Source organism: Streptomyces seoulensis (assembly GCF_022846655.1).
Taxonomy (GTDB): Bacteria; Actinomycetota; Actinomycetes; order Streptomycetales; family Streptomycetaceae; genus Streptomyces.
The window spans coordinates 1,438,419-1,462,140 of the sequence record NZ_AP025667.1 but is presented as its reverse complement, the minus strand read 5'-3'; the positions used below and the strand labels follow the sequence as shown (position 1 = coordinate 1,462,140).

At 70.8% G+C, this 23,722-nt stretch carries 20 protein-coding genes; 10 read left to right on the top strand and 10 right to left on the bottom strand.

Annotation, left to right across the window (positions count from 1 at the left end):
- Positions 1-297 precede the first annotated feature (297 nt).
- Together HEK131_RS06735 and HEK131_RS06730 are read left to right on the top strand one after the other, a co-directional pair.
- The gene (locus HEK131_RS06735; protein WP_217460487.1) at positions 298-1,332 is read left to right on the top strand and encodes a LacI family DNA-binding transcriptional regulator; all 1,035 of its coding nucleotides are present in this window, start codon (positions 298-300) and stop codon (positions 1,330-1,332) included.
- 97 nt (positions 1,333-1,429) lie between these two features.
- A complete protein-coding gene (locus HEK131_RS06730; protein ID WP_217460488.1) occupies positions 1,430-2,293 on the top strand; it encodes a phosphatase PAP2 family protein in 864 nt (287 codons plus the stop codon).
- On the opposite strand, the gene HEK131_RS06725 is transcribed toward HEK131_RS06730, so the two are convergent.
- On the bottom strand, positions 2,290-5,283 hold the full coding sequence (locus tag HEK131_RS06725; RefSeq protein WP_244334059.1) for a bifunctional [glutamine synthetase] adenylyltransferase/[glutamine synthetase]-adenylyl-L-tyrosine phosphorylase: 2,994 nt from the start codon (positions 5,281-5,283) through the stop codon (positions 2,290-2,292). The genes HEK131_RS06730 and HEK131_RS06725 overlap by 4 nt on opposite strands.
- A 516-nt stretch (positions 5,284-5,799) precedes the next feature.
- Between HEK131_RS06725 and HEK131_RS06720 the strand changes: the two genes are divergently transcribed.
- A complete protein-coding gene (locus HEK131_RS06720) occupies positions 5,800-6,243 on the top strand; it encodes a VOC family protein (protein ID WP_217460490.1) in 444 nt (147 codons plus the stop codon).
- Positions 6,240-6,656: a VOC family protein gene (locus HEK131_RS06715; protein ID WP_217460491.1), complete on the top strand. Its 417-nt coding sequence runs from the start codon at positions 6,240-6,242 to the stop codon at positions 6,654-6,656. Before HEK131_RS06720 ends, HEK131_RS06715 begins: the two co-directional genes overlap by 4 nt.
- Positions 6,657-6,669: 13 nt before the next feature.
- Here HEK131_RS06715 and HEK131_RS06710 read toward each other — a convergent pair whose 3' ends face one another.
- Positions 6,670-7,485 carry a 6-phosphogluconolactonase gene (locus HEK131_RS06710; RefSeq protein ID WP_244334057.1) on the bottom strand — a complete coding sequence of 272 codons (816 nt, stop codon included), beginning with the start codon at positions 7,483-7,485 and terminating at the stop codon, positions 6,670-6,672.
- Between the two features lie 225 nt (positions 7,486-7,710).
- Here HEK131_RS06710 and HEK131_RS06705 point away from each other — a divergent pair, with 225 nt between their 5' ends.
- Together HEK131_RS06705 and HEK131_RS06700 are read left to right on the top strand one after the other, a co-directional pair.
- Positions 7,711-8,868: a hypothetical protein gene (locus HEK131_RS06705; RefSeq protein WP_244334055.1), complete on the top strand. Its 1,158-nt coding sequence runs from the start codon at positions 7,711-7,713 to the stop codon at positions 8,866-8,868.
- 11 nt (positions 8,869-8,879) lie between these two features.
- Positions 8,880-9,722, top strand: coding sequence for an inositol monophosphatase family protein (locus HEK131_RS06700; RefSeq protein ID WP_217460494.1), 843 nt, complete (start codon positions 8,880-8,882; stop codon positions 9,720-9,722).
- Positions 9,723-9,870: 148 nt separating this feature from the next.
- On the opposite strand, the gene HEK131_RS06695 is transcribed toward HEK131_RS06700, so the two are convergent.
- Positions 9,871-11,232, bottom strand: a complete 1,362-nt coding sequence (locus tag HEK131_RS06695; protein ID WP_030807800.1) for a glutamine synthetase family protein — start codon at positions 11,230-11,232, stop codon at positions 9,871-9,873.
- A 337-nt stretch (positions 11,233-11,569) separates the two neighbouring features.
- Between HEK131_RS06695 and HEK131_RS06690 the strand changes: the two genes are divergently transcribed.
- The 4 genes from HEK131_RS06690 to HEK131_RS06675 all read left to right on the top strand — a co-directional run bounded on the left by HEK131_RS06690 (position 11,570) and on the right by HEK131_RS06675 (position 16,889).
- The gene (locus HEK131_RS06690; protein WP_244334053.1) at positions 11,570-12,259 is read left to right on the top strand and encodes a DUF3105 domain-containing protein; all 690 of its coding nucleotides are present in this window, start codon (positions 11,570-11,572) and stop codon (positions 12,257-12,259) included.
- Positions 12,256-12,888, top strand: a complete 633-nt coding sequence (locus tag HEK131_RS06685) for a DUF305 domain-containing protein (protein ID WP_244334051.1) — start codon at positions 12,256-12,258, stop codon at positions 12,886-12,888. Before HEK131_RS06690 ends, HEK131_RS06685 begins: the two co-directional genes overlap by 4 nt.
- Before the next feature lie 198 nt (positions 12,889-13,086).
- Entirely contained in the window at positions 13,087-15,051 is a 1,965-nt protein-coding gene (locus HEK131_RS06680) for a S53 family peptidase (protein ID WP_244334049.1), read from the top strand.
- 83 nt (positions 15,052-15,134) lie between these two features.
- Positions 15,135-16,889, top strand: coding sequence for an NAD+ synthase (locus HEK131_RS06675; RefSeq protein WP_244334047.1), 1,755 nt, complete (start codon positions 15,135-15,137; stop codon positions 16,887-16,889).
- Here the strand turns inward: HEK131_RS06675 and HEK131_RS06670 are convergent, their stop codons facing one another.
- The 7 genes from HEK131_RS06670 to HEK131_RS06640 all read right to left on the bottom strand — a co-directional run bounded on the left by HEK131_RS06670 (position 16,890) and on the right by HEK131_RS06640 (position 23,574).
- A complete protein-coding gene (locus HEK131_RS06670) occupies positions 16,890-17,429 on the bottom strand; it encodes a putative immunity protein (protein WP_244334045.1) in 540 nt (179 codons plus the stop codon).
- Entirely contained in the window at positions 17,426-17,629 is a 204-nt protein-coding gene (locus tag HEK131_RS06665) for a hypothetical protein (RefSeq protein WP_217460500.1), read from the bottom strand. Before HEK131_RS06665 ends, HEK131_RS06670 begins: the two co-directional genes overlap by 4 nt.
- A 157-nt stretch (positions 17,630-17,786) precedes the next feature.
- Positions 17,787-18,557: an MHYT domain-containing protein gene (locus HEK131_RS06660; RefSeq protein WP_244334043.1), complete on the bottom strand. Its 771-nt coding sequence runs from the start codon at positions 18,555-18,557 to the stop codon at positions 17,787-17,789.
- Positions 18,558-18,715: 158 nt separating this feature from the next.
- The gene (locus tag HEK131_RS06655) at positions 18,716-19,945 is read right to left on the bottom strand and encodes an MFS transporter (protein ID WP_244334041.1); all 1,230 of its coding nucleotides are present in this window, start codon (positions 19,943-19,945) and stop codon (positions 18,716-18,718) included.
- 98 nt (positions 19,946-20,043) lie between these two features.
- A complete protein-coding gene (locus tag HEK131_RS06650) occupies positions 20,044-21,096 on the bottom strand; it encodes an endonuclease/exonuclease/phosphatase family protein (protein ID WP_217460503.1) in 1,053 nt (350 codons plus the stop codon).
- A 189-nt stretch (positions 21,097-21,285) separates the two neighbouring features.
- A complete protein-coding gene (locus HEK131_RS06645) occupies positions 21,286-21,915 on the bottom strand; it encodes a TetR/AcrR family transcriptional regulator (RefSeq protein ID WP_217460504.1) in 630 nt (209 codons plus the stop codon).
- Between the two features lie 75 nt (positions 21,916-21,990).
- The gene (locus HEK131_RS06640) at positions 21,991-23,574 is read right to left on the bottom strand and encodes an MFS transporter (RefSeq protein WP_244334039.1); all 1,584 of its coding nucleotides are present in this window, start codon (positions 23,572-23,574) and stop codon (positions 21,991-21,993) included.
- Positions 23,575-23,722: the final 148 nt, after the last annotated feature.

Sequence of the window (23,722 nt, the reverse complement as noted above, 5' to 3'; positions counted from 1 at the left end):
CCGGGTTACCGTGTCGTGACCTGCGGCAGACCTTGTCGAAATACTGGTCTACCGCCGGTAGGCGGGTTGACGGACACTTGTGCAAGACTCTGCAAGCTCTTGCCGCGGGGGGCCGCCGCCGGGATCATCCCCTTGCGGCCGTGCGCCGGGCGGACCTCCCGGCGGGCACGAGCGACGACATACCCACAAGGGGCGAGGAGCGCGATGACGCGGCAACCCACGGCGGGCCGTTCGGCCGCCCGCGCACGGCGTCCCGCCGGTGCGCCGGGCCAGGTGCGGCGGGTACAGTCCACAGGCGTGACCACACGGCTTGCGGACATCGCCGCACAGGCGGGGGTGAGCGAAGCGACCGTCAGCCGGGTCCTCAACGGGAAGCCGGGCGTCGCCGCCACCACCCGCCAGTCCGTCCTGGCCGCGCTGGACGTGCTCGGCTACGAGCGTCCGGTGCGGCTCCGCCAGCGCAGCGAGGGCCTGGTCGGCCTGATCATCCCCGAGCTGGAGAACCCGATCTTCCCGGCGCTGGCCCAGGTCATCGGCCAGGCGCTGACCGGGCAGGGCTACACCCCGGTGCTGGCCACCCAGACCCCGGGCGGCTCCACCGAGGACGAGCTGACCGAGATGCTGGTGGACCGGGGGGTGGCCGGGATCATCTACGTCTCCGGGCTGCACGCCGACACCACCGCCGACATGCAGCGCTACGAGCGACTGCGCGCGCAGGGCGTGCCGTTCGTGCTGGTGGACGGATTCTCGCCGAAGGTGCAGGCGCCGTTCATCTCCCCCGACGACCGGGCGGCGACCACTCTTGCCGTCACGCATCTGGTGTCGCTGGGCCACACCCGGATCGGGCTGGCGCTCGGGCCGAAACGGTTCGTTCCGGTGCAGCGCAAGATCGAGGGCTTCGTCCGCGCTATGCAGGACCAGTTGGGGCTGGGCGCCGACATGGTCGCCGAGGAGCTGGTGCAGCACTCGCTGTACACCCTGGAGGGCGGCCAGGCGGCGGCCGCCGCGCTGATCGAGCGGAAGTGCACGGCCATCGTGTGCGCCAGCGACATGATGGCGCTCGGCGCGATACGGGCCGCCCGGCAGCTCGGTCTCGACGTGCCGCGCGACGTGTCGGTGGTCGGGTTCGACGACTCCCCGCTGATCGCCTTCACCGACCCGCCGCTGACCACCGTCCGCAAGCCCGTCCCGGCGATGGGGCAGGCCGCGGTGCGCACGCTGCTGGAGGAGATCGGCGGGACGCCCGCCCCGCACAGCGAGTTCGTCTTCATGCCGGAGCTGGTCGTGCGGGGGTCCACCGCCTCCGCGCCGGGTGAGCGCCCGCGCGGCTGAGCCCCGCCCTGCCAGGCGTTTTCGCGCAGAACATGCGTGGTGGCACCGGCCTTGGGATGATCTGTCGAGCATCCCTTGTCTGGCAGACTTGGTAGCTATGAGTGACTCGACCGTGACAGGCACGGACGGCCGCCGCGCGGAGGTGGCCGTTCCGCGGACCGTCACGGGCGAGCGCGGCACCGCACCGCGCCTGCGCGACCGGCTGCGCAGCCCCCGCCGGCCCCCGCTGTGGTTCGAGATCCTGCTGATCGCCGCGAGTTACTGGACGTACTCGCTCATCCGCAACGCCGTCCCGGAGCAGAAGCCCGAGGCGCTGCGCAACGCCGACGCGGTCTGGTGGCTGGAGCACCACCTCGGCATCGCCGTCGAGGCGTCCGTCAACCACGCGGCCGACTCGGTGGGTTGGCTGATCATCGGCATGAACTACTACTACGCCACCCTGCACTTCGTGATCACCATCGGCGTGCTGGTGTGGCTCTACCGATGGCATCCCGACCGCTACGCCCCCGTCAGGCTGGTGCTGTTCGCCACCACGGGCGTGGCCCTCGCCGGGTACTACCTCTTCCCGCTCGCCCCGCCCCGGCTGATGCGCGGCGGCCACTTCATCGACACCGTGATGGTGCACCAGACCTGGGGGTCCATGGCCTCCGGCGACCTCAAGCACATGTCCAACCAGTACGCGGCCATGCCGTCCATGCACATCGGGTGGTCGCTGTGGTGCGGGCTGACCGTGTTCGCGCTCGCCTCCGTGCCGTGGGTGCGGGTGCTGGGGCTCGCTTACCCGGCGCTGACGCTGGTGGTGATCGTGTCCACGGCCAACCACTTCTGGCTGGACGCGGTGGGCGGGGTGGTGTGCCTCGGGTTCGGGGTGGGGGTGGCCCGGCTCTGGTACGGACGGTGGCCGCAGGCGGCCGGGGCAGGTGCCGGGGCTGGGGTGGCTCTGGGGTCCGGGGCGGGTTAGCCCGCGTAGAACAGTTCGTCCACCACTGCCCGTGCCCTGCGGGCCGTGCGGCGGTACGCGTCCAGCATGTCGCCCGCCCTGCCCTCGCCGTAGCCCAGGTAACGGCCCACCGCCGCCAGTTCGCGGGGCTCCGTCGGGAAGGTGTCCCCCGCCCTGCCCCGGACCAGCATCACCGCGTTGCGCACCCGGCTGGCCAGCACCCACGCCTCGTCCAGCACCGCCGCGTCCTCCGCGCCGATCAGGCCCGCCTCCCGCGCCGCCGCCAGCGCCTCGCGCGTCCTCGGGGTGCGCAGGCCCGGCACCTCCCAGGCGTGCCGGAGCTGGAGCAACTGGACCGTCCACTCCACGTCCGACAGGCCGCCCGGACCCAGCTTGGTGTGCAGCTTGGGGTCCGCGCCGCGCGGCAGCCGCTCCGACTCCATCCGCGCCTTCAGCCGGCGGATCTCCCGTACCGCGTCCTCCTCCAGGCCCCTCGCCGGGTAGCGCAGCGGGTCGATCAGCTCCACGAAACGGCGGCCCAGGTCCTCGTCCCCCGCCACCGGCTCCGCCCGCAGCAGCGCCTGCGACTCCCAGCCCAGCGACCACCTGCGGTAGTACGCCTCGTACGACTTCAGGGTGCGCACCAGCGGGCCCGACTTGCCCTCCGGGCGCAGGTCCGCGTCGATCAGCAGGGGCGGGTCGGCGCTCGGGATCTGGAGCAGGCGGCGCATCTCCGCGACCACCTTGTTGGCGGCGCGGGACGCCTCTTGTTCGTCCACGCCCTCCCTCGGCTCGTGCACGAACAGCACGTCCGCGTCCGAGCCGTAGCCCAGTTCGTGGCCGCCGAACCGGCCCATGCCGATGATGGCGAACCTGGTGGGGAGGGTGTCGCCCCAGCCCTCGCGCACCACCGCGCGGAGGGTTCCGGCCAGCGTCGCCGCCGTCAGGTCCGAGATCGCGCCGCCCACCCGGTCCAGGAGGACGCCCTCGTCCGGCTCGGCCGGGGTCGTCTCCGTGCCGTACGAGCCGACGATGTCGGCGGCGGCCGTGCGGAAGAGTTCGCGGCGCCGCACGCCCCGGGCCGCCGTCACGCCCTGTTCGGCGTTCTCGGCCCGGTTCACCGCCGCGGTGATCTCCTGCTCGAGCTGGGTCCTTCCGCGCGGCTCCAGGCCGCCCGCGTCGCCGTCCCCGAGCAGGGCGACCGCCTCGGGGGCGCGCAGCAGGAGGTCCGGGGCGAGGCGGCCCGCCGAGAGGACCCTCGCCAGGTTCTCCGCCGCCGCTCCCTCGTCGCGCAGCAGGCGCAGGTACCAGGGGGTCTTGCCGAGCGCGTCCGAGACCTTGCGGAAGTTCAGCAGGCCGGCGTCCGGGTCGGCGGAGTCGGCGAACCAGCCCAGCAGGACCGGGAGCAGGGTGCGCTGGATCGCCGCCTTCCTCGTCACGCCGGAGGCCAGTGCCTCCAGGTGGCGCAGGGCCGCCGCGGGGTCGGCGTAGCCCAGGGCCACCAGGCGTTCCCTCGCCGCCTCCGCGCTGAGCCTCGTCTCGCCGGGGGCGAGTTGGGCCACCGCGTCGAGGAGGGGGCGGTAGAAGATCTTCTCGTGCAGGCGGCGGACCACGCCCGTGTGGCGTTTCCACTCCCGGCGCAGGCCCGCCACCGGGTCCGTGCGCAGGCCCAGGGACCTGCCCAGGCGGCGAAGGTCGTCCTCCGCCTCCGGGACCAGGTGGGTGCGGCGGAGCTGGAACAGTTGGATGCGGTGCTCCAGTTCGCGCAGGAAGCGGTACGCCTCGTCCAGGCGGGCCGCGTCCTCCCGGCCCACGTAGCCGCCCGCCGCCAGGGCCTGCAACGCCTTGAGGGTGGTGCCGCTGCGCAGGGTGTGGTCCGTGCGGCCGTGCACGAGCTGCAGCAACTGGACCGCGAACTCGACGTCCCTGAGGCCGCCCGGTCCCAGCTTCAGCTCTCTGTCGATCTCCGCCGGCGGGATGTTCTCCACCACGCGGCGGCGCATCTTCTGCACGTCCGGTACGAAGTTCTCCCGGTCCGCCGCCTGCCACACCATGGGGGCCAGGGCGGCCATGTACGCCCGGCCCAGCTCCTCGTCCCCCGCCACCGGGCGGGCCTTCAGCAGGGCCTGGAACTCCCAGGTCTTCGCCCAGCGCTGGTAGTAGGCCAGGTGGCTGCTGAGCGTGCGGACCAGGGGGCCGTTGCGGCCCTCCGGGCGGAGGTTCGCGTCCACCGGCCAGATCGAGCCCTCGATCGTGGTCTCCGAGCAGATGCGCATCATGTGGGACGCGAGCCTCGTGGCCGCCTTCAGTGCCTTCGTCTCGTCCGTGCCCTGGGCCGGTTCCGCCACGAAGATGACGTCGACGTCGGAGACGTAGTTCAGCTCGTGGCCACCGCACTTGCCCATGGCGATCACCGTCAGGCTGCAGGCCGCCGCGTCCTGCGGGGCGTCCGCCTCCGCCATCGCCAGCGCCGCTCTCAGCGTCGCCGTCGCCAGGTCCGCCAGCTCCGCCGCCGTCTGGGTGACGTCCGTGGTGCCGCAGACGTCCCTCGCGGCGATGGAGAGCAGGCAGCGGCGGTACGCGACCCGCAGGGACACCGGGTCCGTCGCCTCCGCCAGGCCGCGTTCGAACTCCGTGACTCCCGGGTGCAGGTCCCTCGGTTCGTAGGTGACCAGTTCCTGCCAGTCGTGAGGGTGGCGGGCCAGGTGGTCCGCGAGCGCCGCGGATGCGCCCAGTACGCCCAGGAGGCGGTCGCGTAGGGGCTTCGCCGCGATGAGGGTGTCCAGCAGCTCGCGGTGGTCCTTGGCCGCGGGCTGCGACTCCAGGAGGCGTACGAGGCCGCGCAGGGCGAGGTCCGGGTCCGCTGTCGCGCCCAGGGCTTCCAGCAGTACGGGGTCCGCCTTCACCGGGGTCAGCTCCGGGCCGTCCAGCAGGCGTTCCGCTCCGGAGGGGTCCGTGAAGCCGTGCCGAAGCAGTCTGGTGAACGTACTGCTCCTGCGCCCCGGCGTCATCCGTGGCCTCCCCTCGGGATCAAGACGGTCCTGGCCAGAGCCTAACCGTGCCGCCGTCCGGTGCCCTCCCCAGCGTGTGTGGCATCGACCTCGCGTCACCTGTGGCATCGGCCTCGTGCCTACCTTTCCCGCCGTCGTGGCGTCGCCCTCGCGTCGTCGTGGGTCGGGGCCGCGCCGGGGGGTGTCCGTCCTCGGTCCGGCGACTTCTGTTTCTTCGATGCGTTCGGCTTGGTGTTTCGCCGGCCGCTGCGGGCGGACACCCCCCGACACGTCCCCTCCTCGCCGTTCGCGGGTGCGGGGGCGCGGGGGTGCGGGGGGGGCGGGGGTGCGGTGGCGGCTGCGGGGACGCGGGGTGCGGGGACTCGGGGTGCGGTGGCTGGTGCGGGGACTCGGGGTGCGGGGGTGCGGGGACGCGGGGACGCGGGGGCGCGGGGGCGGACGCGGGGGTGCGGTGGCGGGGCGTGGTGGTTTCGGGTTCCTTGGAGGGTGTCGGGCTGCCTACGGAGGAGTCGCCGCGTGGACATGAGCCTCGAAGTGATCGTGCTTCCCGTCTCCGACGTGGAGCGGGCCAAGGCGTTCTACCGGGACAAGGTCGGCTTCCATCTGGATTTCGACGGGGAGGTGATGGAGGGCGTGCGGATCGTCCAGCTCACTCCGCCCGGGTCCGGGTGCTCCATAGCCCTGGTGGAAGGGATGGACATGCCCACGGGGACGCCTGTTCCCGGGTCCTATCACGGGCTTCAGTTGTGTGTCGCCGATGCCGATGCCGCTCACGCCGAGCTGCGGGGGCGGGGGCTCGATGTGAGCGAGCCGGTGCGGTATTCGCCGCAGGACGGAGGGACCTTCATGTACTTCACCGACCCTGACGGGAACGGGTGGGCCGTCCAGGAGTACCGGCGGCGGGCCACCGAGCCGCTCCATCGGGTGCTGGCCGAGCTGGTGGGGAGGGGGGACGCGTGAGCGGATCGTTGAGCCGCGGGAGCGTCGCCACCCGGCTGCCCGCTCAGGACCTCGAGCGTGCCCGGCGGTTCTACTCCGAGAAGCTGGGACTGGAGCCCTTCGACGAGCGGCCCGGCGGGCTGCTCTACCGGTGCGGGGACTCGTTCTTCGCCGTCTTCCAGTCCACCGGCGCCTCCCCCGGCAGCTTCACCCAGATGGGGTGGGAGGTCGAGGACCTCGAAGCCGTCGTGGACGAGCTGCGGTCGCGTGGTGTCCGGTTCGAGAGCGTGGACGCTCCCGGATTCCGTACCGACGAGCACGGGATCGCCCTGGTCGAGGGCAACTACCCGAGCAAGGGCGCCACCGGCGAGCGTGCCGTCTGGTTCCGCGACAGCGAGGGGAACCTGATCGGGATCGGGCAGCCTGTTCGGTAGCGCCTCGTGGGTCTCAAGGGTTCTGTGTCTCCGCTCGGCGGTCCTGGAAGGACGGCGCGGCGGCCCGGTCCGCCAGGAGGGACGCCTGTCGGCACTCCCGGACGATGGAGGCGGGCCAGACCGGATCGAAGGCGTCCGCCGTGGACATACGACGGAACGCCGTCTGCTTCTCCTGGCCGAGCGTGATCATGATCGCGCTGCGTGAGTTCTCCACGATGGTGGAGATGCCGACCGTCACGCCGTGTCTCGGGACGTCGTCGAACGTGGCGAAGCCGGGATAGGTCGCCAGGTTGTCTCGCCGGGTGGACTCGGCCAACTCCACGACGCGAGTGACGCTGCCTCGGTCGGTCCCCGGCGGGTTGAACCCCACATGCCCGTCCGTGCTGCCTGACGCCAGGAGGAAGAGGTCCACGCCTCCGGCCGACCGGATGCGCTGGTCGAACTCTTCCGGTTCGGACGGATCGGGCAGCCACACATGGTGCGCCGCCACGCCCTTCCCCGCCGGGGCCGCCGCATTGAGCGGTCCGACGATCTCCTCGGCCGCGAAACGCTCGGCGCTCCAGTGCGCGTCCCCCGGAGGGAGGCAGAGGGACTTCCCCACGGTATGCACGTAGGAATCCATCAGGACGAGGTGCAGATGATCCAAGGGAATCTGTTCGACCGACAGAAGCTGTGCGAGTGATCGATACGTTGTGCGGGCGCTGCGACCGGCCGGACAGCCGAGCAGATAATCCCGTCCGGACCGTCTCGCCTGTCGTATTCCGTCGGCGATGACGGATGCCGCCGACCGGCCGACATCGGTGGCATGCGGAAAAACACGCACCTTCACTGAACTCAACCCCTTGTGCCACTGCCGCCAAGAGCAGTGGGAGTTTCCCACAGTGATCTTGCACCGACCAGAAGGGGTTCGGCGTGGCCGAAAATCGACCCCTTGCAGGAAGCGTCGTGTCGGGTTTATGGTGCTTCCTGCTTGCGGGCGCGGTGTTCGCCGCCGTTCCGTGCGGAAGATAGTTCCGGGGGAAATATGGCGTCGTCACCGGCATCCACGATGAGCGTGCAGGCGTTCGACGCCGTCCGGGTTCATGACCTCCTCCGCGATTATGGCCGCCATAATGCGGCCCGGGTCCGCATGCGTATCGCACCGGGGCCGCTCACCTATGCGGGGCGCGTCGACATGACTCTCGACATTCCCCTGCGATCCCGGCCTTTGCAAGTCTCGACCGGGCGACGCGTGGTGATCGCGGAGATCTCCGTGCCGCTTCCCGTGTCCTCCTTGGAGCAGACGTCCCGCGGCCCTGTCATCGCGGAGAACGTGTCGGCCGTCAGTCGGGGCCGCGAGATGAAAGTTCATCAGGAGGAGAGCTGGGGGCGCCTGGTGATTTCCGTCGACAGGCGACGGTTACGCGGTCTCGACTCGGTCCGCCTCAGCCTCACCACCTCCAGCGTCATGAACCTGGCCGGCGGGCAAGGGCCTTTCAAGACCTGGCGGTTCGGCGTCGAATTGAGGATCCCGTCGGCCGAGCGGGTGATCACCGTGTTCGAACACTCGCCAGAATTGTCCCTGCGCTGCCGGCGTGACGACAGCGAATACCACTCCCTGGCCCAGTCGGCCGACGTGGACCTGGTCCGCAAATTGGGTTTTCACCCCAGCGCCGATCTGAGCGTGCTGTATCTGTTCGGCGACCACGCGGCGTCGAGTTTCCGCGCAGTGGCATTTCCCGCGTTCGCCGCGTCACTGGGACTGCTCTCCGCAGGCTATACCGCAGCCCTCCTCAAGGCCGGACACGGCGACCTCGCGGCCGTCTCGCTCGCCCTGGCACTGGTGCCGCCCGTGATACAGACCATCAAACCGGGGAAATCCTTCTACCGGTCCGCCGACATCCACGTCCGCGGACTCGACTTCTGGGTGCAGTCGTTCGTCATCTCCGCGTACTTCGTCGGCGTCCTGATGCTGTTGATCGGTATCACTTATCTCCCCGCACTGACCTCGCTCGCTCAGGCACTTTCGTACTACCTCGGAGTCGCTACCGGGTTGACGGGAATCGCGATCGTCACGGCTGTACAACAACAGATCATTCCTACGCACCTCTGCGACGTCTGCGTCAGGAGAATCGTGTGGAGACGGAGAAGCCGGCTTCACATGGCGAGCAGGAGGACAGTCTGCAAAGAATGCTTCCATCAGATCGCCGCATCGTCTGGAATCACAGGATAAGTGAGTAGTTCATGCAAAGCGCCGCACTTGCCGTCGTCCACCGGATCTCCGAGAAGCTGCGTCCCCTGCTGCAGGATCCGGCAGAGGTGGAGAAGCTCGGCCCGGTCGTAGCCGACAAGGGGGACGAGCACACCGCGCACGAGGTGGATGTGAGCGCCGAGGCCATTCTCTTCGAGACTCTCGACGAGATCGGCTACCGGGGCACCGTCTACTCGGAAGAACGCGGCCTGGTCGTCCTCGGCGACGAGGAAAGACTCCTCGTCTGCGATCCGTACTGCAACACCACCCTGACGTTCCGCGGATTCCGGGAATCCGCCGTCGCGGCCTACGAGCACGCGGCCGACGGGACATTCGTCGCGGGTGCGATCGCGGACCTCCAGGTGCGTCGCATCCTCCACGCGGAAGCCGGCGGGAAGACGCAGACTCTCTGGCCGCCTGCCCCGGACGCCCAGCGGGCCGCAGGGGTTTCCGATGTGCAGGAGGTCAAGGACGCGTTCATCGTCGTCTCACTCCTGAAGGCGAAGCGACGTGCGTCCTCGCCCCCTCGCCTGCTCGCCGACGCCGGCATGGTGACGACCATCGACGGCGCCATCACCGCGGCCAGGCTCGGCTTCGGCGAGATCGACGGATTCGTGGACGACGTCGTGGGCCAGCCCTTCTACGAAGCACTGGCCTATCAGATGGTCGAGCAGGCAGGAGGCACCGTCACCGACGGCCGCGGAGAGCCGGTCGACTTTCCCGGTATCGCCCGTTCCCTCGCCCGAGGCGTGGTCCGACGGCAGTCCGTCGTGGCCGCCTCGACCGCCGCCCTCCACCGGGAGATCATGACCCGTCTGGACCGGCCCACGGCCTGACCGCCGCCCCAGCCGGACTCACGGTCGGCCAGGGTCGGTACGGGCTCCGGCGCAGGCGGTCCGGGAGGGATGAGACACCGTGGGGTCGGCGGTGCCGGACCATCGACCCCACGGGCGGACACGCCCCGAAGACCGCTCTGAGCTGCGCCTACAGCACCGGAAGGTTCTTGCGGAGTTCGAAGGCCGTGACCTCCGACCTGTACTCCTCCCACTCCTGCCGCTTGTTCCGCAGGAAGAAGTCGAAGACGTGCTCGCCCAGGGTCTCGGCCACCAGGTCGCTGCGCTCCATGAGGGTCAGGGCCTCGCCCAGGTTCTGGGGGAGGGGTTCGATGCCCATGGCTCGGCGTTCCGCGTCGGAGAGGGCCCAGACGTCGTCCTCGGCGCCCGGCGGGAGCTCGTAGCCCTCCTCGATGCCCTTCAGGCCGGCGGCCAGGAGGACGGCGTAGGCGAGGTACGGGTTGGCGCCCGAGTCCAGGGAGCGGACCTCCACCCGCGCCGAGCCGGTCTTGCCGGGCTTGTACATCGGGACCCGGACCAGGGCCGAGCGGTTGTTGTGGCCCCAGCAGATGTAGGAGGGGGCCTCGCCGCCCGCGCCGGCCGTGCGCTCCGAGCCGCCCCAGATGCGCTTGTAGGAGTTCACCCACTGGTTGGTGACCGCCGAGATCTCCGCCGCGTGCCGCAGCAGGCCCGCGATGAAGGAGCGGCCGACCTTGGAGAGCTGGTACTCCGAGCCGGACTCGTAGAACGCGTTCCGGTCGCCCTCGAAGAGGGACAGGTGGGTGTGCATGCCCGAGCCGGGGAACTCCGAGAACGGCTTCGGCATGAAGGTCGCCTGGACCCCCTGCTCCAGCGCGACCTGCTTCATGACCAGGCGGAACGTCATGATGTTGTCCGCCGTGGAGAGGGCGTCGGCGTAGCGCAGGTCGATCTCCTGCTGGCCGGGGCCGCCCTCGTGGTGGGAGAACTCCACCGAGATGCCCATCGACTCCAGCATGGTGATCGCCTGGCGGCGGAAGTCCATGCCGACGTTCTGCGGGGTGTGGTCGAAGTAGCCGGAGTTGTCGGCCGGGGTCGGGCGGCTGCCGTCCGTCGGCTTGTTCTTCAGCAGGAAGAACTCGATCTCCGGGTGGGTGTAGAAGGTGAAGCCCAGGTCGGAGGTGCGGGCCAGCGCCCGCTTGAGGACGTAGCGCGGGTCGGCGAAGGACGGGGAGCCGTCCGGCATCAGGATGTCGCAGAACATGCGGGCCGTGCCGGGGGCCTCGGCGCGCCAGGGCAGGACCTGGAACGTGGACGGGTCCGGCTTGGCGATCATGTCGGACTCGTAGACGCGGGCGAAGCCCTCGATGGCCGAGCCGTCGAAGCCGATGCCCTCGTCGAACGCCTGCTCCAGCTCGGCGGGGGCCACGGCGACGGACTTGAGGAAGCCCAGCACGTCCGTGAACCACAGGCGTACGAACCGGATGTCGCGCTCCTCCAAGGTCCGGAGCACGAACTCCTGCTGCTTGTCCATCTTCCGCTTCCCCATCCTTGCTGGTCAGGCCGCCTGTCCGTGTGTGCGACGAGAGGCGGTCGGCACCTGAGCATCCCACCACATCGGCATTTCGTGCGCGTTGCGGACCTTGATCGGCCGGACGTACCCGGCCTGAACGATCCGCTGCGGGGGATGTACCGCCCTGCCGCCCATCTTGCATGTTCATCGGCCCTTCCGTCATGGCCGCGGAACGGGCACGGCCGGCCGCCGGCCACCGCCGCGAATTATCCGGTTGTCGCACATCCCTCCCCCGTGCCGCGCCCGCCCCATTACGATCAGCGGACCCCGAGACCGCTCCTGAGGAAGGACACGCCCCATGGGTACCGACCAGCACAGCCCCGCCTCCGCGCGCGCCGCGCGCATAGAGGAGATGCGGCGCGCCGAGCGTGCCCGAGGGCGCCGGAACCGGGTGCTGGCCATCGCCGCGAGCGTGGTGGTCGTCGCCGGGCTGGTCGTGGGCGGGGTGGTGCTGGTGCGCTCCCAGTCGGACTCGGGCAAGGAGGGCAAGGAGAAGGACACCGCCGCGAGCGGCGACGCCAAGGGCGGCTCCGGCCACTTCACCACCGGCGCGGACGGGGTGCGCACCTGGTCCGGCAAGCTGTCGCGGACCCATGTCACCGCCAAGGTGACGTACCCGATGCATCCGCCGGTCGGCGGGAACCACAACCCGGTGTGGCTCAACTGCAACGGCGACGTCTACAAGGAGCCGGTGCGCGACGAGAACGCGGTGCACGCGCTGGAGCACGGCGCGGTCTGGGTGACGTACACCGGCAAGGCGGAGAAGGCGGACGTGGACGCGCTCGCGGCGAAGGTGAAGCGGACGCCGTACTCGCTGATGAGCCCGTACGCGGACCAGGACGCGCCGCTGGTGCTGTCGGCCTGGGGGCATCAGGTGAGCGTGAAGAGCGCCTCCGATCCCGAGGTGGACAAGTTCTTCGCCGCCTATGTGCAGGGCAAGCAGACCCCGGAGCCGGGCGCCTCCTGCACCGGCGGGGTCATGAAGTGAGGCGCGGTTACGCTGGGGCGGCGGCCGGTGCCGCCGTCCTGGCCGTCCTCGCGGCGGGGGCCGGGGGTTACGCGGCCGGCGGGGACGGTGACTCCGTCGCCGTACGGGTGCCGGGCGCGGAGTCGGCCGACGCGGGGTTCGCCCGGGACATGGCCGTGCACCATCAGCAGGCCGTGGAGATGTCGTACCTCGTGCGGGACCGGACCGGCGACGAGGAGGTGCGGCGGCTCGCGTACGACATCGCGCAGACCCAGGCCAACCAGCGCGGGATGCTGCTGGGCTGGCTGGATCTGTGGGGGCTGCCGAAGGTGTCCGCGAAGCCGCCGATGACCTGGATGGGCATGGGTGACATGCCGCCGGGGCAGGACGGCGCGCTGATGCCGGGCATGGCGACCAACTCCGATCTGCGCAAGCTGGGTTCGCTCGAGGGGCGTGCGGCGGAGGTGTTCTACCTCCAGCTCATGACGGAGCACCACAAGGGCGGGGTGCACATGGCCGAGGGGTGCGTGGCCCGCTGTGCGGTGGGGCCCGAGAGGCGGCTCGCGCAGGGGATGGTCGACGCCCAGCGGTCCGAGATCCGGCTGATGGCGGACATGCTCAAGAAGCGGGGAGCACACGCCCGTTCGTGACGGCTCCCGATTAAGTCCGCTCTTTTCATGGTTACTTGAGCCTCTCTTGACCTTTTGCTTCCCCTGACATGAACGGTTCATCGGCCAGAGTGGCCCCCATCGTGCGATCTCCACGCCGGTCGACACCGCCGCTTCACCGGCGCGCATCCGCGACGTACCGACCACGACATGCATGCGTAACGCATCGCAGGGGGTTCTATGAGATCCAATCGCGCCAAGACGCGCGCCGGTGTGAGCATGGCGGCGACGCTGCCGATGATCGCCGGGGCGCTGGCGCTCGGCATACCCGCGGCCCACGCGGACGGCCCGGCGCGCAACACGCTGACCGGCACCCGGCCGCTGTGGGCCACGGCGAAGGCGGACAAGGGCGCCGCCGCCGACAGCGCCCGCGTCGACGCCCGCGTCTACCTGGCCGGGCGGGACGCGGCCGGGCTGGCGGCCTACGCCAAGGCCGTCTCCGACCCGGCCTCGCCGCTGTACGGCAAGCACCTCGGCGCCAAGCAGGCGCAGGCCCGCTTCGGGGCCACCAAGGCCCAGGTGGCCGCCGTCAAGTCCTGGCTGAAGTCGGCCGGTCTGACGGTCACCGGGGTCACCGCGCACTACGTCTCCGTCTCCGGTGACGTGGCCGCCGCCGAGAAGGCGTTCGGCACCCAGCTCCACAACTACACCAAGGGCGCCCGGACTTACCGTGCCCCGGCGAAGACCGCGTCCGCGCCCGCGTCCCTCGAGGGCGCCGTGCTCACCGTGACCGGCCTGGACAACGCGCCGCACAAGGCCAAGCACGACAGCCAACTGCCGCCGCCGGAAGCGGTGTTCAAGAACGCCGGTCCGTTCTCGAGCTACTTCGGCTCGAACATAGCGAGCAGCCTGCCGGGCGCGTACGGCCACAAGATCCCGTACGCGGTCAAGGGCTACACCGGCAAGCAGCTCCGCGCGGCCTACGGCGCGGGCAAGTACACCGGCAAGCACGTGCGCGTCGCCATCACGGACGCGTACGCCTCGCCGACCATCGCCTTCGACGCGGGCACCTACGCCAAGAAGAACGGCGACGCGGCGTGGAAGACCGGCCAGCTCCACCAGGTGCTGCCGAAGAAGTACACGCACACCGGGGCCGACGAGTGCGGGGCGGCCGGCTGGTACGGCGAGGAGACCCTCGACGTCGAGGCCGTGCACGCCGTGGCGCCGAACGCGGACGTCACCTACGTGGGCGCCGCGTCCTGCCTCGACGACGACCTGCTGGACTCGCTCAGCAAGGTCGTCGACAACCACCTGGCCGACATCGTCTCCAACTCCTGGGGCGACATCGAGGCCAACCAGACGCCGGACCTGGCCGCCGCCTACGACCAGGTGTTCCAGTTCGGCGCGGTGGAGGGCATCGGCTTCTACTTCTCCTCCGGCGACGACGGTGACGAGGTGGCCGGCACCGCCACGGACACCGAGCCGGGCGTGAAGCAGGTCGACACCCCCGCCAACTCGGCCTGGGTGACGGCGGTCGGCGGTACCTCGCTGGCGGTCGGCAAGGGCGACAAGTACCAGTGGGAGACCGGCTGGGGCACCGAGAAGGCCACCCTGTCGGCCGACGGCAAGAGCTGGGACGCCTTCCCCGGCGCCTTCACCTCGGGCGCGGGCGGCGGCACCAGTAAGACCGTGCCGCAGCCGTACTACCAGCAGGGCATCGTCCCGAAGAAGCTGGCCACGGCCAACAACAAGGCCGGCAACCGCGTCGTCCCGGACATCGCGGCCATCGCCGACCCGAACACCGGCTTCCTGGTCGGCCAGAGCCAGACCTTCCCGGACGGGTCCCAGCGCTACAGCGAGTACCGCATCGGCGGCACCTCGCTGGCCGCGCCGGTGATCGCGGCCGTGCAGGCGCTGGCCCAGGAGGCGCGCGGCGGCAAGGCGATCGGCTTCGCCAACCCGTCGATCTACCAGCGGTACGGCAAGACGGGCGTCTTCCACGACGTCACCGACAACCCGACCGGCTCCGGCCTGGCGGTGGCCCGTACCGACTTCGTGAACGGTCTGGACGCCTCCGGCGGCCTGGCCGTCTCGGTCCGCAGCCTCGGCAAGGACAGTTCGCTGCACGCGGTCAAGGGCTACGACGACGTGACCGGCGTGGGCTCGCCCGCGAACGGCTACGTGCAGTCGTACAAGGGCCACTGATCGGCATCAGCCGGTGACGGGGGCGTGGAGTGTCGGACACTCCACGCCCCCCATCGCGTCTGAGTGACGATTACACTGGCGGGGTGCCTCAACTTCGTCTCGCCCTGAATCAGATCGATGCCCGGGTCGGCGACATCGCCGGCAACACCGAGTCGGTCCTCCGCCTGGCCCGGCGGTCGGCCGAGGCGGGAGCGCATCTGGTCGCGTTCCCGGAGATGGTGCTGACCGGGTATCCCGTGGAGGACCTCGCCCTGCGCTCCTCCTTCGTCGAAGCCTCCCGCACGGCCGTGCGCACGCTGGCCGCCCGGCTGGCCGAGGAGGGGCTCGGCGAGGTGCCGGTGGTCGTGGGCTACCTCGACCGCTCGGCGACCGCGCAGCCCCGGTACGGCCAGCCGGCCGGTGCCCCGCAGAACGCGGCGGCGGTGCTGCACCGGGGCGAGGTGGCCCTCACCTTCGCCAAGCACCACCTGCCGAACTACGGCGTCTTCGACGAGTTCCGCTACTTCGTACCCGGCGACACCATGCCGGTGATCCGGGTGCACGGGGTCGACGTGGCGCTCGCCATCTGCGAGGACCTCTGGCAGGACGGCGGCCGCGTCCCCGCCGCCCGCTCGGCCCACGCGGGCCTGCTGCTCTCGGTGAACGCCTCGCCGTACGAGCGGGACAAGGACGACACCCGCCTGGAGCTGGTCCGCAAGCGCGCCCAGGAGGCGGGCTGCACCACCGCCTACCTCGCCATGACCGGCGGCCAGGACGAACTGGTCTTCGACGGCGACTCGATCGTGGTCGGCGCGGACGGCGAGGTGATCGCGCGGGCGCCGCAGTTCGAGGAGACCTGCCTGCTGCTGGACCTGGACCTGCCCGCCGCCGACACGGAGGCGCCCACCGGCGTGGTCGACGACGGTCTGCGCATCGACCGGGTGATCCTCTCCGAGGACCCGCTGCCGGCTTACGAACCGGAGTTCACCGGCGGCCGCGCGAAGTGGCTGGACGACGACGCGGAGGTCTACGGAGCCCTGGTGACGGGCCTGCGGGCCTACGTGGCCAAGAACGGCTTCCGCTCGGTGCTGATCGGTCTGTCCGGCGGCATCGACTCGGCGCTGGTGGCCGCGATCGCGTGCGACGCGGTGGGGCCGGAGAACGTGTACGGCATCTCGATGCCGTCGAAGTACTCCTCCGAGCACTCCCGGGGCGACGCGGCCGAGCTGGCCCGGCGCACCGGGCTGAACTTCCGCACGGTGTCGATCGAGCCGATGTTCGACGCGTACATGGGCGCGCTGGGCCTGACCGGGCTCGCGGAGGAGAACCTCCAGTCGCGGCTGCGCGGCACGCTGCTGATGGCGGTGTCCAACCAGGAGGGCCACATCGTGCTGGCGCCGGGCAACAAGTCCGAGCTGGCGGTGGGCTATTCGACGCTGTACGGCGACTCGGTGGGCGCGTACGGCCCGATCAAGGACGTGTACAAGTCCTCGGTGTTCCGGCTGGCCCGGTACCGCAACCGCGCCGCCGAGGAGCGGGGCGAGACCCCGCCGATCCCGGAGAACTCGATCAGCAAGCCGCCGAGCGCGGAGCTGCGCCCGGGCCAGGTCGACACCGACTCGCTGCCGGACTACCCGGTGCTGGACGCGATCCTCGACCGGTACGTGGACCACGACCAGGGTGCCGACGCGATCGTGGCCGCGGGCTTCGACCCTGACCTGGTCGTCAGGATCCTCCGCATGGTCGACACCGCCGAGTACAAGCGCCGCCAGTACCCGCCGGGCACCAAGATCTCCGCCAAGGGCTTCGGCAAGGACCGCCGCCTGCCCATCACCAACGGGTGGCGGGAGAGGGCGTAGCTACCCGGTGCGGGTGGGCGGGCGCAGGCCGGCGTCCAGCACGCGGATCAACTCGCCCACCCGTCCGCCGCCGTCCGGCGCGGCCGGGAACCGCCTGAGCACGTCGACGACGACCGGTGTGGCCCGACGCACCGTCCGTCCGAGCTGATCGGCACCGACGCGCCGGTCGTCACCGGCGGCGAGCTCGGCCGCCCTGGCCGCATGGGCGCCGGCCCCGAGAATGTGCTTGACCTGGGTGGCCTTGGCCAGCGGATGCAGATAGGCGGCACCGGCCGCGGCCATCGCGGCCCGCGCCGCCTCCCGCCCGGCCGCCGTAGGCGCGTCCTTGGCCGCCTTGAGGGCCGCCCACGCCGTGTCCCGCAAGGACTTCCCACGCTCACCGCCCCGAGCGAAGGCCCACGCGGCACCGATGGCCTCCCGGGGCCGCGGATCGTCCGGCCGGTCAGCCTCGAAGATGCCCAGCACGCCCTCCGCGGAGGCCGCGGCGAACGCGGTGACCGCACGGAGGTCCTGCTTGCTCAGGACGACCGAGGTGCTCATCGCCCCTCTTCCGGCGCGGACCGCCGGTCGGCGAGGCGGTCCGGATCGGTGGCGTCACCGGTACGGGCCTCGGTGCGGTGCCCCCGGGCCAGGTAGTCGCGGACGATCAGCTCGACGGCGTCCTGCGGGCTCCTCGTCCCGGCCAGCAGCATGACCTCGATGGCCAGATCGCTGTCCAGACTGATGGTGACCTTCGCCATGACCCCTCCTGACAGGCTCCCCGGGCAGCGTACCCAAGAGCGCCGGCCGGCGGTCGGCGAAGGAGAGGTTGCGGCGCATACGGATGCCTCGCGGCTCCTCCGCCCCGGCGACGGCGCCCGTGGCTTCCCCACGGGCCAGGAAGGCGCAGCTCGTTGCTCAGAACGCCGCGCGCGCCCGCCGGGATCCCTCCCGCTCGTCGCCCGCGACCAGCAGGGGGTCGAACATGACGACGACCGCGGCGAGGAGCAGGAAGACGGCCGGGCCGAGGAGCATCGGCAGGACCAGGGAGGCGGCGGACTCGCCTCCGTAGGCGTGGCCAGCGGAGTGGACGTGGACGGTGACGGCGGCCATGCCGGTGTAGTGCATGCCGGTCACCGCGACGCCCATGACGAGACTGGCGCCGAGCGCGGGGAGGAAGCCCCGGATGGACACGGCGGCCCAGAGCGCCGCGGTGGCGGCGGCCACGGCGATGAGCACGGACAGGGTGACCGTGAGGTCGTCGTAGGCGATGTCGCCGTTGAGGCGCATGGCCGCCATGCCCAGGTAGTGCATGACGGCGACGCCGAGGCCCGTGATGATCCCGGCCGTGGCCAGGGTCATCGGGGCCACACCCCGGTAGCCGACGATGAACATGCCGACGCTGACGACGACGATCGCCACCAGCAGGCTGAGCAGGGTCAGCGGGGCATCGTCGGTGATGGACGCGTCCGGGGCGCGGAAGCCCATCATGGCGATGAAGTGCATGCTCCAGATGCCGCAGCCCAGCGAGGCCGCGCCGAGCGCGAGCCACGCCGCCTTGCGCCCCTTGTCCAGGTGCACGGTGCGGACCACGCAGCGCAGCCCCAGGGCGGCGCCGAGGCAGGCCATGAGAAAGGCGGCCAACGGTGTGAGCGCTCCGTAGTCGAATCCGTCGGCCGTGCCTTGCATCGGTCCCTCTCCCCTATGTCCTGTTGTTACGCGAGCGCCTGATGTCGCGGAAGTGTCCTGTGTCGGTGATGTGAAGCCTTATGGGAGAGGGCGTGAACTTCAAGCCACCATGACCGGATTTGAATGAATGTTGCACAACTGTAGTTTGTGCCGATCTCTCAGCGGCGCGAATGTTCCTGCTGGTCAGGGACGTGCGCGGCGACGAGCCGGCCCGGCGCCGCCTCGCCCTGCGGGAGGGCCGCGCGGCGGCGGTCCACGCCGAACGCGACGCCCGCGACGCCGAGGCCGAGGACCGCGAGGGCGGCGCCGGCCAGGGCCGGGGAGGTCGCGCCGAAGCCAGCCGCCAGGGCGAGGCCGCCGATCCAGGCGCCGCCCGCGTTGGCCAGGTTGAAGGCCGCCTGGTTGGCGGAGGAGGCGAGGGAGGGGGCCGCGGCGGCCTTCTCCATCACCATGAGCTGCAGCGGCGAGCCGGTGACGAACGCGGCCATGCCGAGCAGGGTCACCCCGAGCGCCGCGCTCCACTCGGCGCGCATCAGCAGCGGGAACAGCGCGAGGACGACGCCGAGCGCGGCGAGGCCGCCGAAGAGCGTGCCCCGCATCGCGTGGTCGGCGAGCCGCCCGCCGAGCAGGTTGCCCGCGGTGGCGCCGACACCGAACAGCGCGAGCAGCAGCGTCACGCTGGCCGGGGCGAACCCGGCGGACTCGGTCAGCATCGGGGTGACGTAGCTGTACGCGGCGAACAGCGCGCCGAAGCCCGCGACCGTCGTACCGAGCGCCAGCCAGACCGGCACGGACCTCAGCGCGGCCAGCTCGTGGCGCAGCCCGGCCGCGGTGGCGTGGGTGTGGTCGCGCGGTATGAGCAGGGCGAGCGCGGCTATCGCGGCCAGGCCGATGGCGCTGACCCCGAGGAAGGTGGCCCGCCAGCCCAGGTTCTGGCCCATCAGCGTGGCCACGGGCACGCCCGCGACGTTGGCGACGGTCAGCCCGAGGAACATCAGGGAGACCGAGCGGGCCTTGCGCTCCGGCGCGACCATGCCGGTGGCGACGACCGCGCCGACGCCGAAGAAGGCGCCGTGCGGCAGGCCGCTCAGGAAGCGGGCGGCGAGCAGGGACTCGTAGCCGGGGGCGAGCGCGGAGAGCGCGTTGCCCGCGACGAACAGGGCCATCAGGCCGATCAGCACCGTGCGGCGGGACATCCGCGCGGTGACGGCGGCCAGCAGCGGGGCACCGATGACGACGCCCAGCGCGTACGCCGAGACCAGGTGTCCGGCGGTCGGGATCGAGATGTGCAGGTCGTCCGCGACATCGGGCAGCAGCCCCATCATCACGAACTCGGTGGTACCGATGCCGAAGGCGCCCACGGCAAGGGCGAGCAGGGCCAGGGGCATGAGGGGACCTCTCAGAAGCTGGTGCCGTACAGGGCTCAGGGGGAATCTTCTATGTTCCCGTACGGAACAAACTCTTTCAAGGCCGGTATTCCCGCGGGTTACGAGGGCATGTCGAGCTTCACACGAGCCGCCACCGGGAGGTGGTCGCTGTTGGTGCGCGGCAGCGTCCAGGAGCTCTCCGGCTCGACGCCCTTGACCATGATCTGGTCGATCCGCGCCATCGGGAACGCGGCCGGCCAGCTGAACCCGAAGCCGCTGCCCGCCGCGCCCTGCGTGGAGCGCATCTGGGAGGTGACGGCGTTGAGCGAGCGGTCGTTCATCGTGCCGTTGAGATCGCCGAGCAGCACGACCCGGGTGAGGGTCTCGTCCGCGATGGCCTCGCCGAGCGCGTCGGCGCTCTTGTCGCGCTGCCGTGCGGTGAACCCGGCCTCCAGCTTGACCCGCACCGAGGGCAGGTGGGCGACGTACACCGCGACCAGTCCGTGCGGGGTGGAGACGGTGGCGCGCATGGCGCGCTTCCAGCCGAGCTTGATGTCGACCGGCTCGACCTGGCTCATCGGGTACTTGCTCCACAGCCCGACCGTGCCGACCACCGCGTGGTAGGGGTACGTGGCCTTGAGCGCGCCGCCGTACACCGGGACGGCGGAGGCGGGCAGCTCCTCCAGGGCGACCATGTCGGCACCGGAGGCGGCCACGTCGCGGGCGGTGGCGGACGGGTCGGGGTTGTCGGCGTTCACGTTGTGGGTGGCCACCACGAGGTCGCCGCCCGCGGCCGACTTGTCGGAGAGCAGCAGCCCGCCGAAGAGGTTCAGCCACACGATCGCCGGGAGCAGCACCGCGATCAGCGCGGTGGCGGAACGGCGGAGCACGCCGAGCACGAGCAGCACCGGGATCGCCAGGCCCAGCCACGGCAGGAAGGTCTCGATGAGGCTGCCGAGGTTGCCGAGCCGGTTGGGGATGCGCGAGTGGATCAGCATCACCAGCGCCAGCAGCAGCGCGAGCGCGGCGGTGAACAGACCCCGGCGCCAGATCCGCGGGTCACCGCGCCAGCCACCGAACAGACGGTGCGCCAGGCGCCGAAGCCGGGACACTGGTCGCTCGGGCCCCGAGCCGCCGTTGTCCGTCTCCGTCATGTACGCCTGCTGCGCCATACCGTCTGCCTCACTGCCTGCCGTGCACTCCGTCATCCCCCCGTGTGTGTGTACGACCCTAGGGGATGTGCGGCCTCGTTCCGCCGTCCCATGACGGCCGTTCGGAAGACGATGACGAACGAGGCGGCGTCGGCAGTTCCGGGAACCCCCCTCACAGAGGGGTTCTGTGACGAAACACGCACATCCGCACTAGGGAACCGCAGGACTGACGGGGCGTAGGCCGGCGAGAAGAGTGTCGACGATCTCCTCGGCGAGCCCCTCGGGCAGGTCGGCTTCGGGGCGCAGGACGGTGCGCACCAGCATGGCGCCGACGAACATGTCGTTGGCCAGTTCCACGTCGAGGTCGGTGCGCAGTTCGCCGTCGCGCTGGCCCCGGCGCAGCACGTCCAGGGCGAGGGCGCGGCGGGGAGCTATCACGCCCGCCTCGTAGGCGGCCCAGATCCTCGGGCTGCACTTCGCCTGGACGTAGACGTTGTGCATGATCGCCGAGGAGCGGCTGACCAGGCCCCGGCGGCGCAGGGTCTCCAGCAGGACGACGAGGTCGTCGCGCATGGAGGTGCCGGGGAGTTCCGGGTCGGGAGGTTCGGCGGCGCGCATGACGTCGACGAACAGTTCCTCCTTGCCGCTCCAGCGGCGGTAGATGGTGGCCTTGCCGACCCCGGCGGTGCGCGCGACCCGCTCGATGGAGAGGTCGGCCAGGGGTACGCCGTCCTCCAGGAGCTTCATCACGCCCTCGATGATGGCTCGTTCCACGGCCTCGCTGCGGGGCCTGCCCCGTGCGGGGGCGGGCTGCGCGGGCCGGTCTGCGGCAAGGCTCACGTCGGTGTCGTCCTCTCGGTGTGCTGCGGGAGATTCTCCCGCAGCGGCGGCCTCCCCTTCCCGGACGCCGAAGGCTCAGTCGCCGGTCGTGATCAGTTCGGGCTCGTGCTCGCCGGGCTGTCCTGCCGGGGGCCGGCCCGGCAGGAACACGGCGACGACGACGGTGCCGACCAGCGCGACGCCCGTACCCCACAGGGCGGTGACGTGCATGGCGTGCAGGAAGGCGTCGTAGGCGGGGGTGACCAGGGCCTGGCCGCGCGGGCCGAGCTTCTCGGCGATGCCGAGGGTGGCCTCGATGGACTCGCCCGCGGTGTCGCGCAGGCCGGGCGGCAGCGCACCGAGCTTGCCCTCGATGCCGTTGCGGTACGAGGTGGCGAGCACCGAGCCGAGTACGGCGATGCCGAGGGCGCCGCCGACCTGGCGGAAGGTGTTGCTGAGCGCGGAGGCGGAACCGGCCTTCTCGCGCGGCAGGGCCTGCATGATGACGACCGAGGTCGGGGTCATGATGTGGGCCATGCCGGTGCCCATGAGGAAGAAGACGACCTCCAGCAGCCAGATGGGCGTGTCGGCCTCGAAGCCGGCGAACGCGGCCAGGGTGGCGGCGATCAGCAGCATGCCGGCGGTGGTGGTGGCCTTGTTACCGAACCGGTCGACCAGCAGCCGGGCGCGCGGCGCGAAGATCATCTGGGCGGCGGCCAGCGGCAGCATCAGCAGGCCGGACTCCAGCGGGGAGTAGCCGCGCACGCTCTGGGTGTAGAAGACGCCGAAGAACGTGACGCCCATCAGCGCGAAGAAGACCAGCGCGATGGCGGCCATGGCGGCCGAGAAGACCTTGTTCCGGAAGTAGGTCACGTCCAGCGAGGGGTGGTCGCTGCGCTTCTCGTGGACCACGAAGCCGATCAATACGACGACACCGGCGATGATCGTGGCCAGCACCTTGGCGTCGGTGAAGTCGGCCAGCTCGCCGCCCTTGATGATGCCGTAGACCAGCAGGACCAGGCCGAGCACGGAGAGCACCACGCCGACGGGGTCCAGACGGCCGGGCTTCGGGTCGCGGGAGTCGGGCACCAGCCACACCATCAGGGCGACGGCGAGCACCACGATGGGCACGTTGATCAGGAAGACCGAGCCCCACCAGAAGTGGTCGAGCAGCGCGCCGCCGGTGATCGGGCCGATGGCGATGGCCAGGCCGACGCCGCCCGCCCAGATGCCGATGGCCTTGGGCTGCTCGGAGCGCTCGAAGACGTTCATCAGCACGGCCAGGGTGGCGGGCATCACGAAGGCGGCACCGAGGGCCATCACGGCGCGGTAGGTGATCAGTTGGGCCGGGGAGCCGGACTCGGCGGCCAGGGCCGAACCGATGCCGAACACCACCAGCCCGCCGATCAGCACCTTCTTGCGGCCGAGCCGGTCGCCGATGAGGCCGGCGGTGAAGAGCAGACCGGCGAAGACGAGCGTGTACGAGTTGATCGCCCACTCGATCTCGCTCTGCGTGGCGCCGAGACCGGTGGGCGCCGGGGTGGCGATGGTCTTGATGGCGACGTTCAGGATCGAGTTGTCGAGCACCACGATGAGCAGGCTCAGCATGAGCACGCCGAGGATCGCCCAGCGGCGCCGGTGCACGGCTTCCGGTATCCGGGGGGCAGCGGAGGTTGTCATGCGCCCGATCGTATTCCCATTCCGATACGGCACCGTCTCGTATCGGAATTCCTTTGCCGAGGTATTGCGCGGCACTGGGGGTCCCCCTGGCCACCCCCGGCACGAAGTGCCACCATGGAGACGATCCGGGGACGCCGAAAGGGCGCCT

What these genes read in the sequence shown, in the direction of transcription:
- HEK131_RS06730 (WP_217460488.1), top strand. Translation starts at nt 1,430, where the DNA reads ATGAGTGACTCGACCGTGACAGGCACGGACGGCCGCCGCGCGGAGGTG.
- HEK131_RS06725 (WP_244334059.1), bottom strand. Translation starts at nt 5,283, where the DNA reads ATGACGCCGGGGCGCAGGAGCAGTACGTTCACCAGACTGCTTCGGCAC.
- HEK131_RS06700 (WP_217460494.1), top strand. Translation starts at nt 8,880, where the DNA reads ATGCAAAGCGCCGCACTTGCCGTCGTCCACCGGATCTCCGAGAAGCTG.
- HEK131_RS06695 (WP_030807800.1), bottom strand. Translation starts at nt 11,232, where the DNA reads ATGGACAAGCAGCAGGAGTTCGTGCTCCGGACCTTGGAGGAGCGCGAC.
- HEK131_RS06690 (WP_244334053.1), top strand. Translation starts at nt 11,570, where the DNA reads ATGGGTACCGACCAGCACAGCCCCGCCTCCGCGCGCGCCGCGCGCATA.
- HEK131_RS06680 (WP_244334049.1), top strand. Translation starts at nt 13,087, where the DNA reads ATGAGATCCAATCGCGCCAAGACGCGCGCCGGTGTGAGCATGGCGGCG.
- HEK131_RS06670 (WP_244334045.1), bottom strand. Translation starts at nt 17,429, where the DNA reads ATGAGCACCTCGGTCGTCCTGAGCAAGCAGGACCTCCGTGCGGTCACC.
- HEK131_RS06665 (WP_217460500.1), bottom strand. Translation starts at nt 17,629, where the DNA reads ATGGCGAAGGTCACCATCAGTCTGGACAGCGATCTGGCCATCGAGGTC.
- HEK131_RS06660 (WP_244334043.1), bottom strand. Translation starts at nt 18,557, where the DNA reads ATGCAAGGCACGGCCGACGGATTCGACTACGGAGCGCTCACACCGTTG.
- HEK131_RS06655 (WP_244334041.1), bottom strand. Translation starts at nt 19,945, where the DNA reads ATGCCCCTGGCCCTGCTCGCCCTTGCCGTGGGCGCCTTCGGCATCGGT.
- HEK131_RS06650 (WP_217460503.1), bottom strand. Translation starts at nt 21,096, where the DNA reads ATGGCGCAGCAGGCGTACATGACGGAGACGGACAACGGCGGCTCGGGG.
- HEK131_RS06640 (WP_244334039.1), bottom strand. Translation starts at nt 23,574, where the DNA reads ATGACAACCTCCGCTGCCCCCCGGATACCGGAAGCCGTGCACCGGCGC.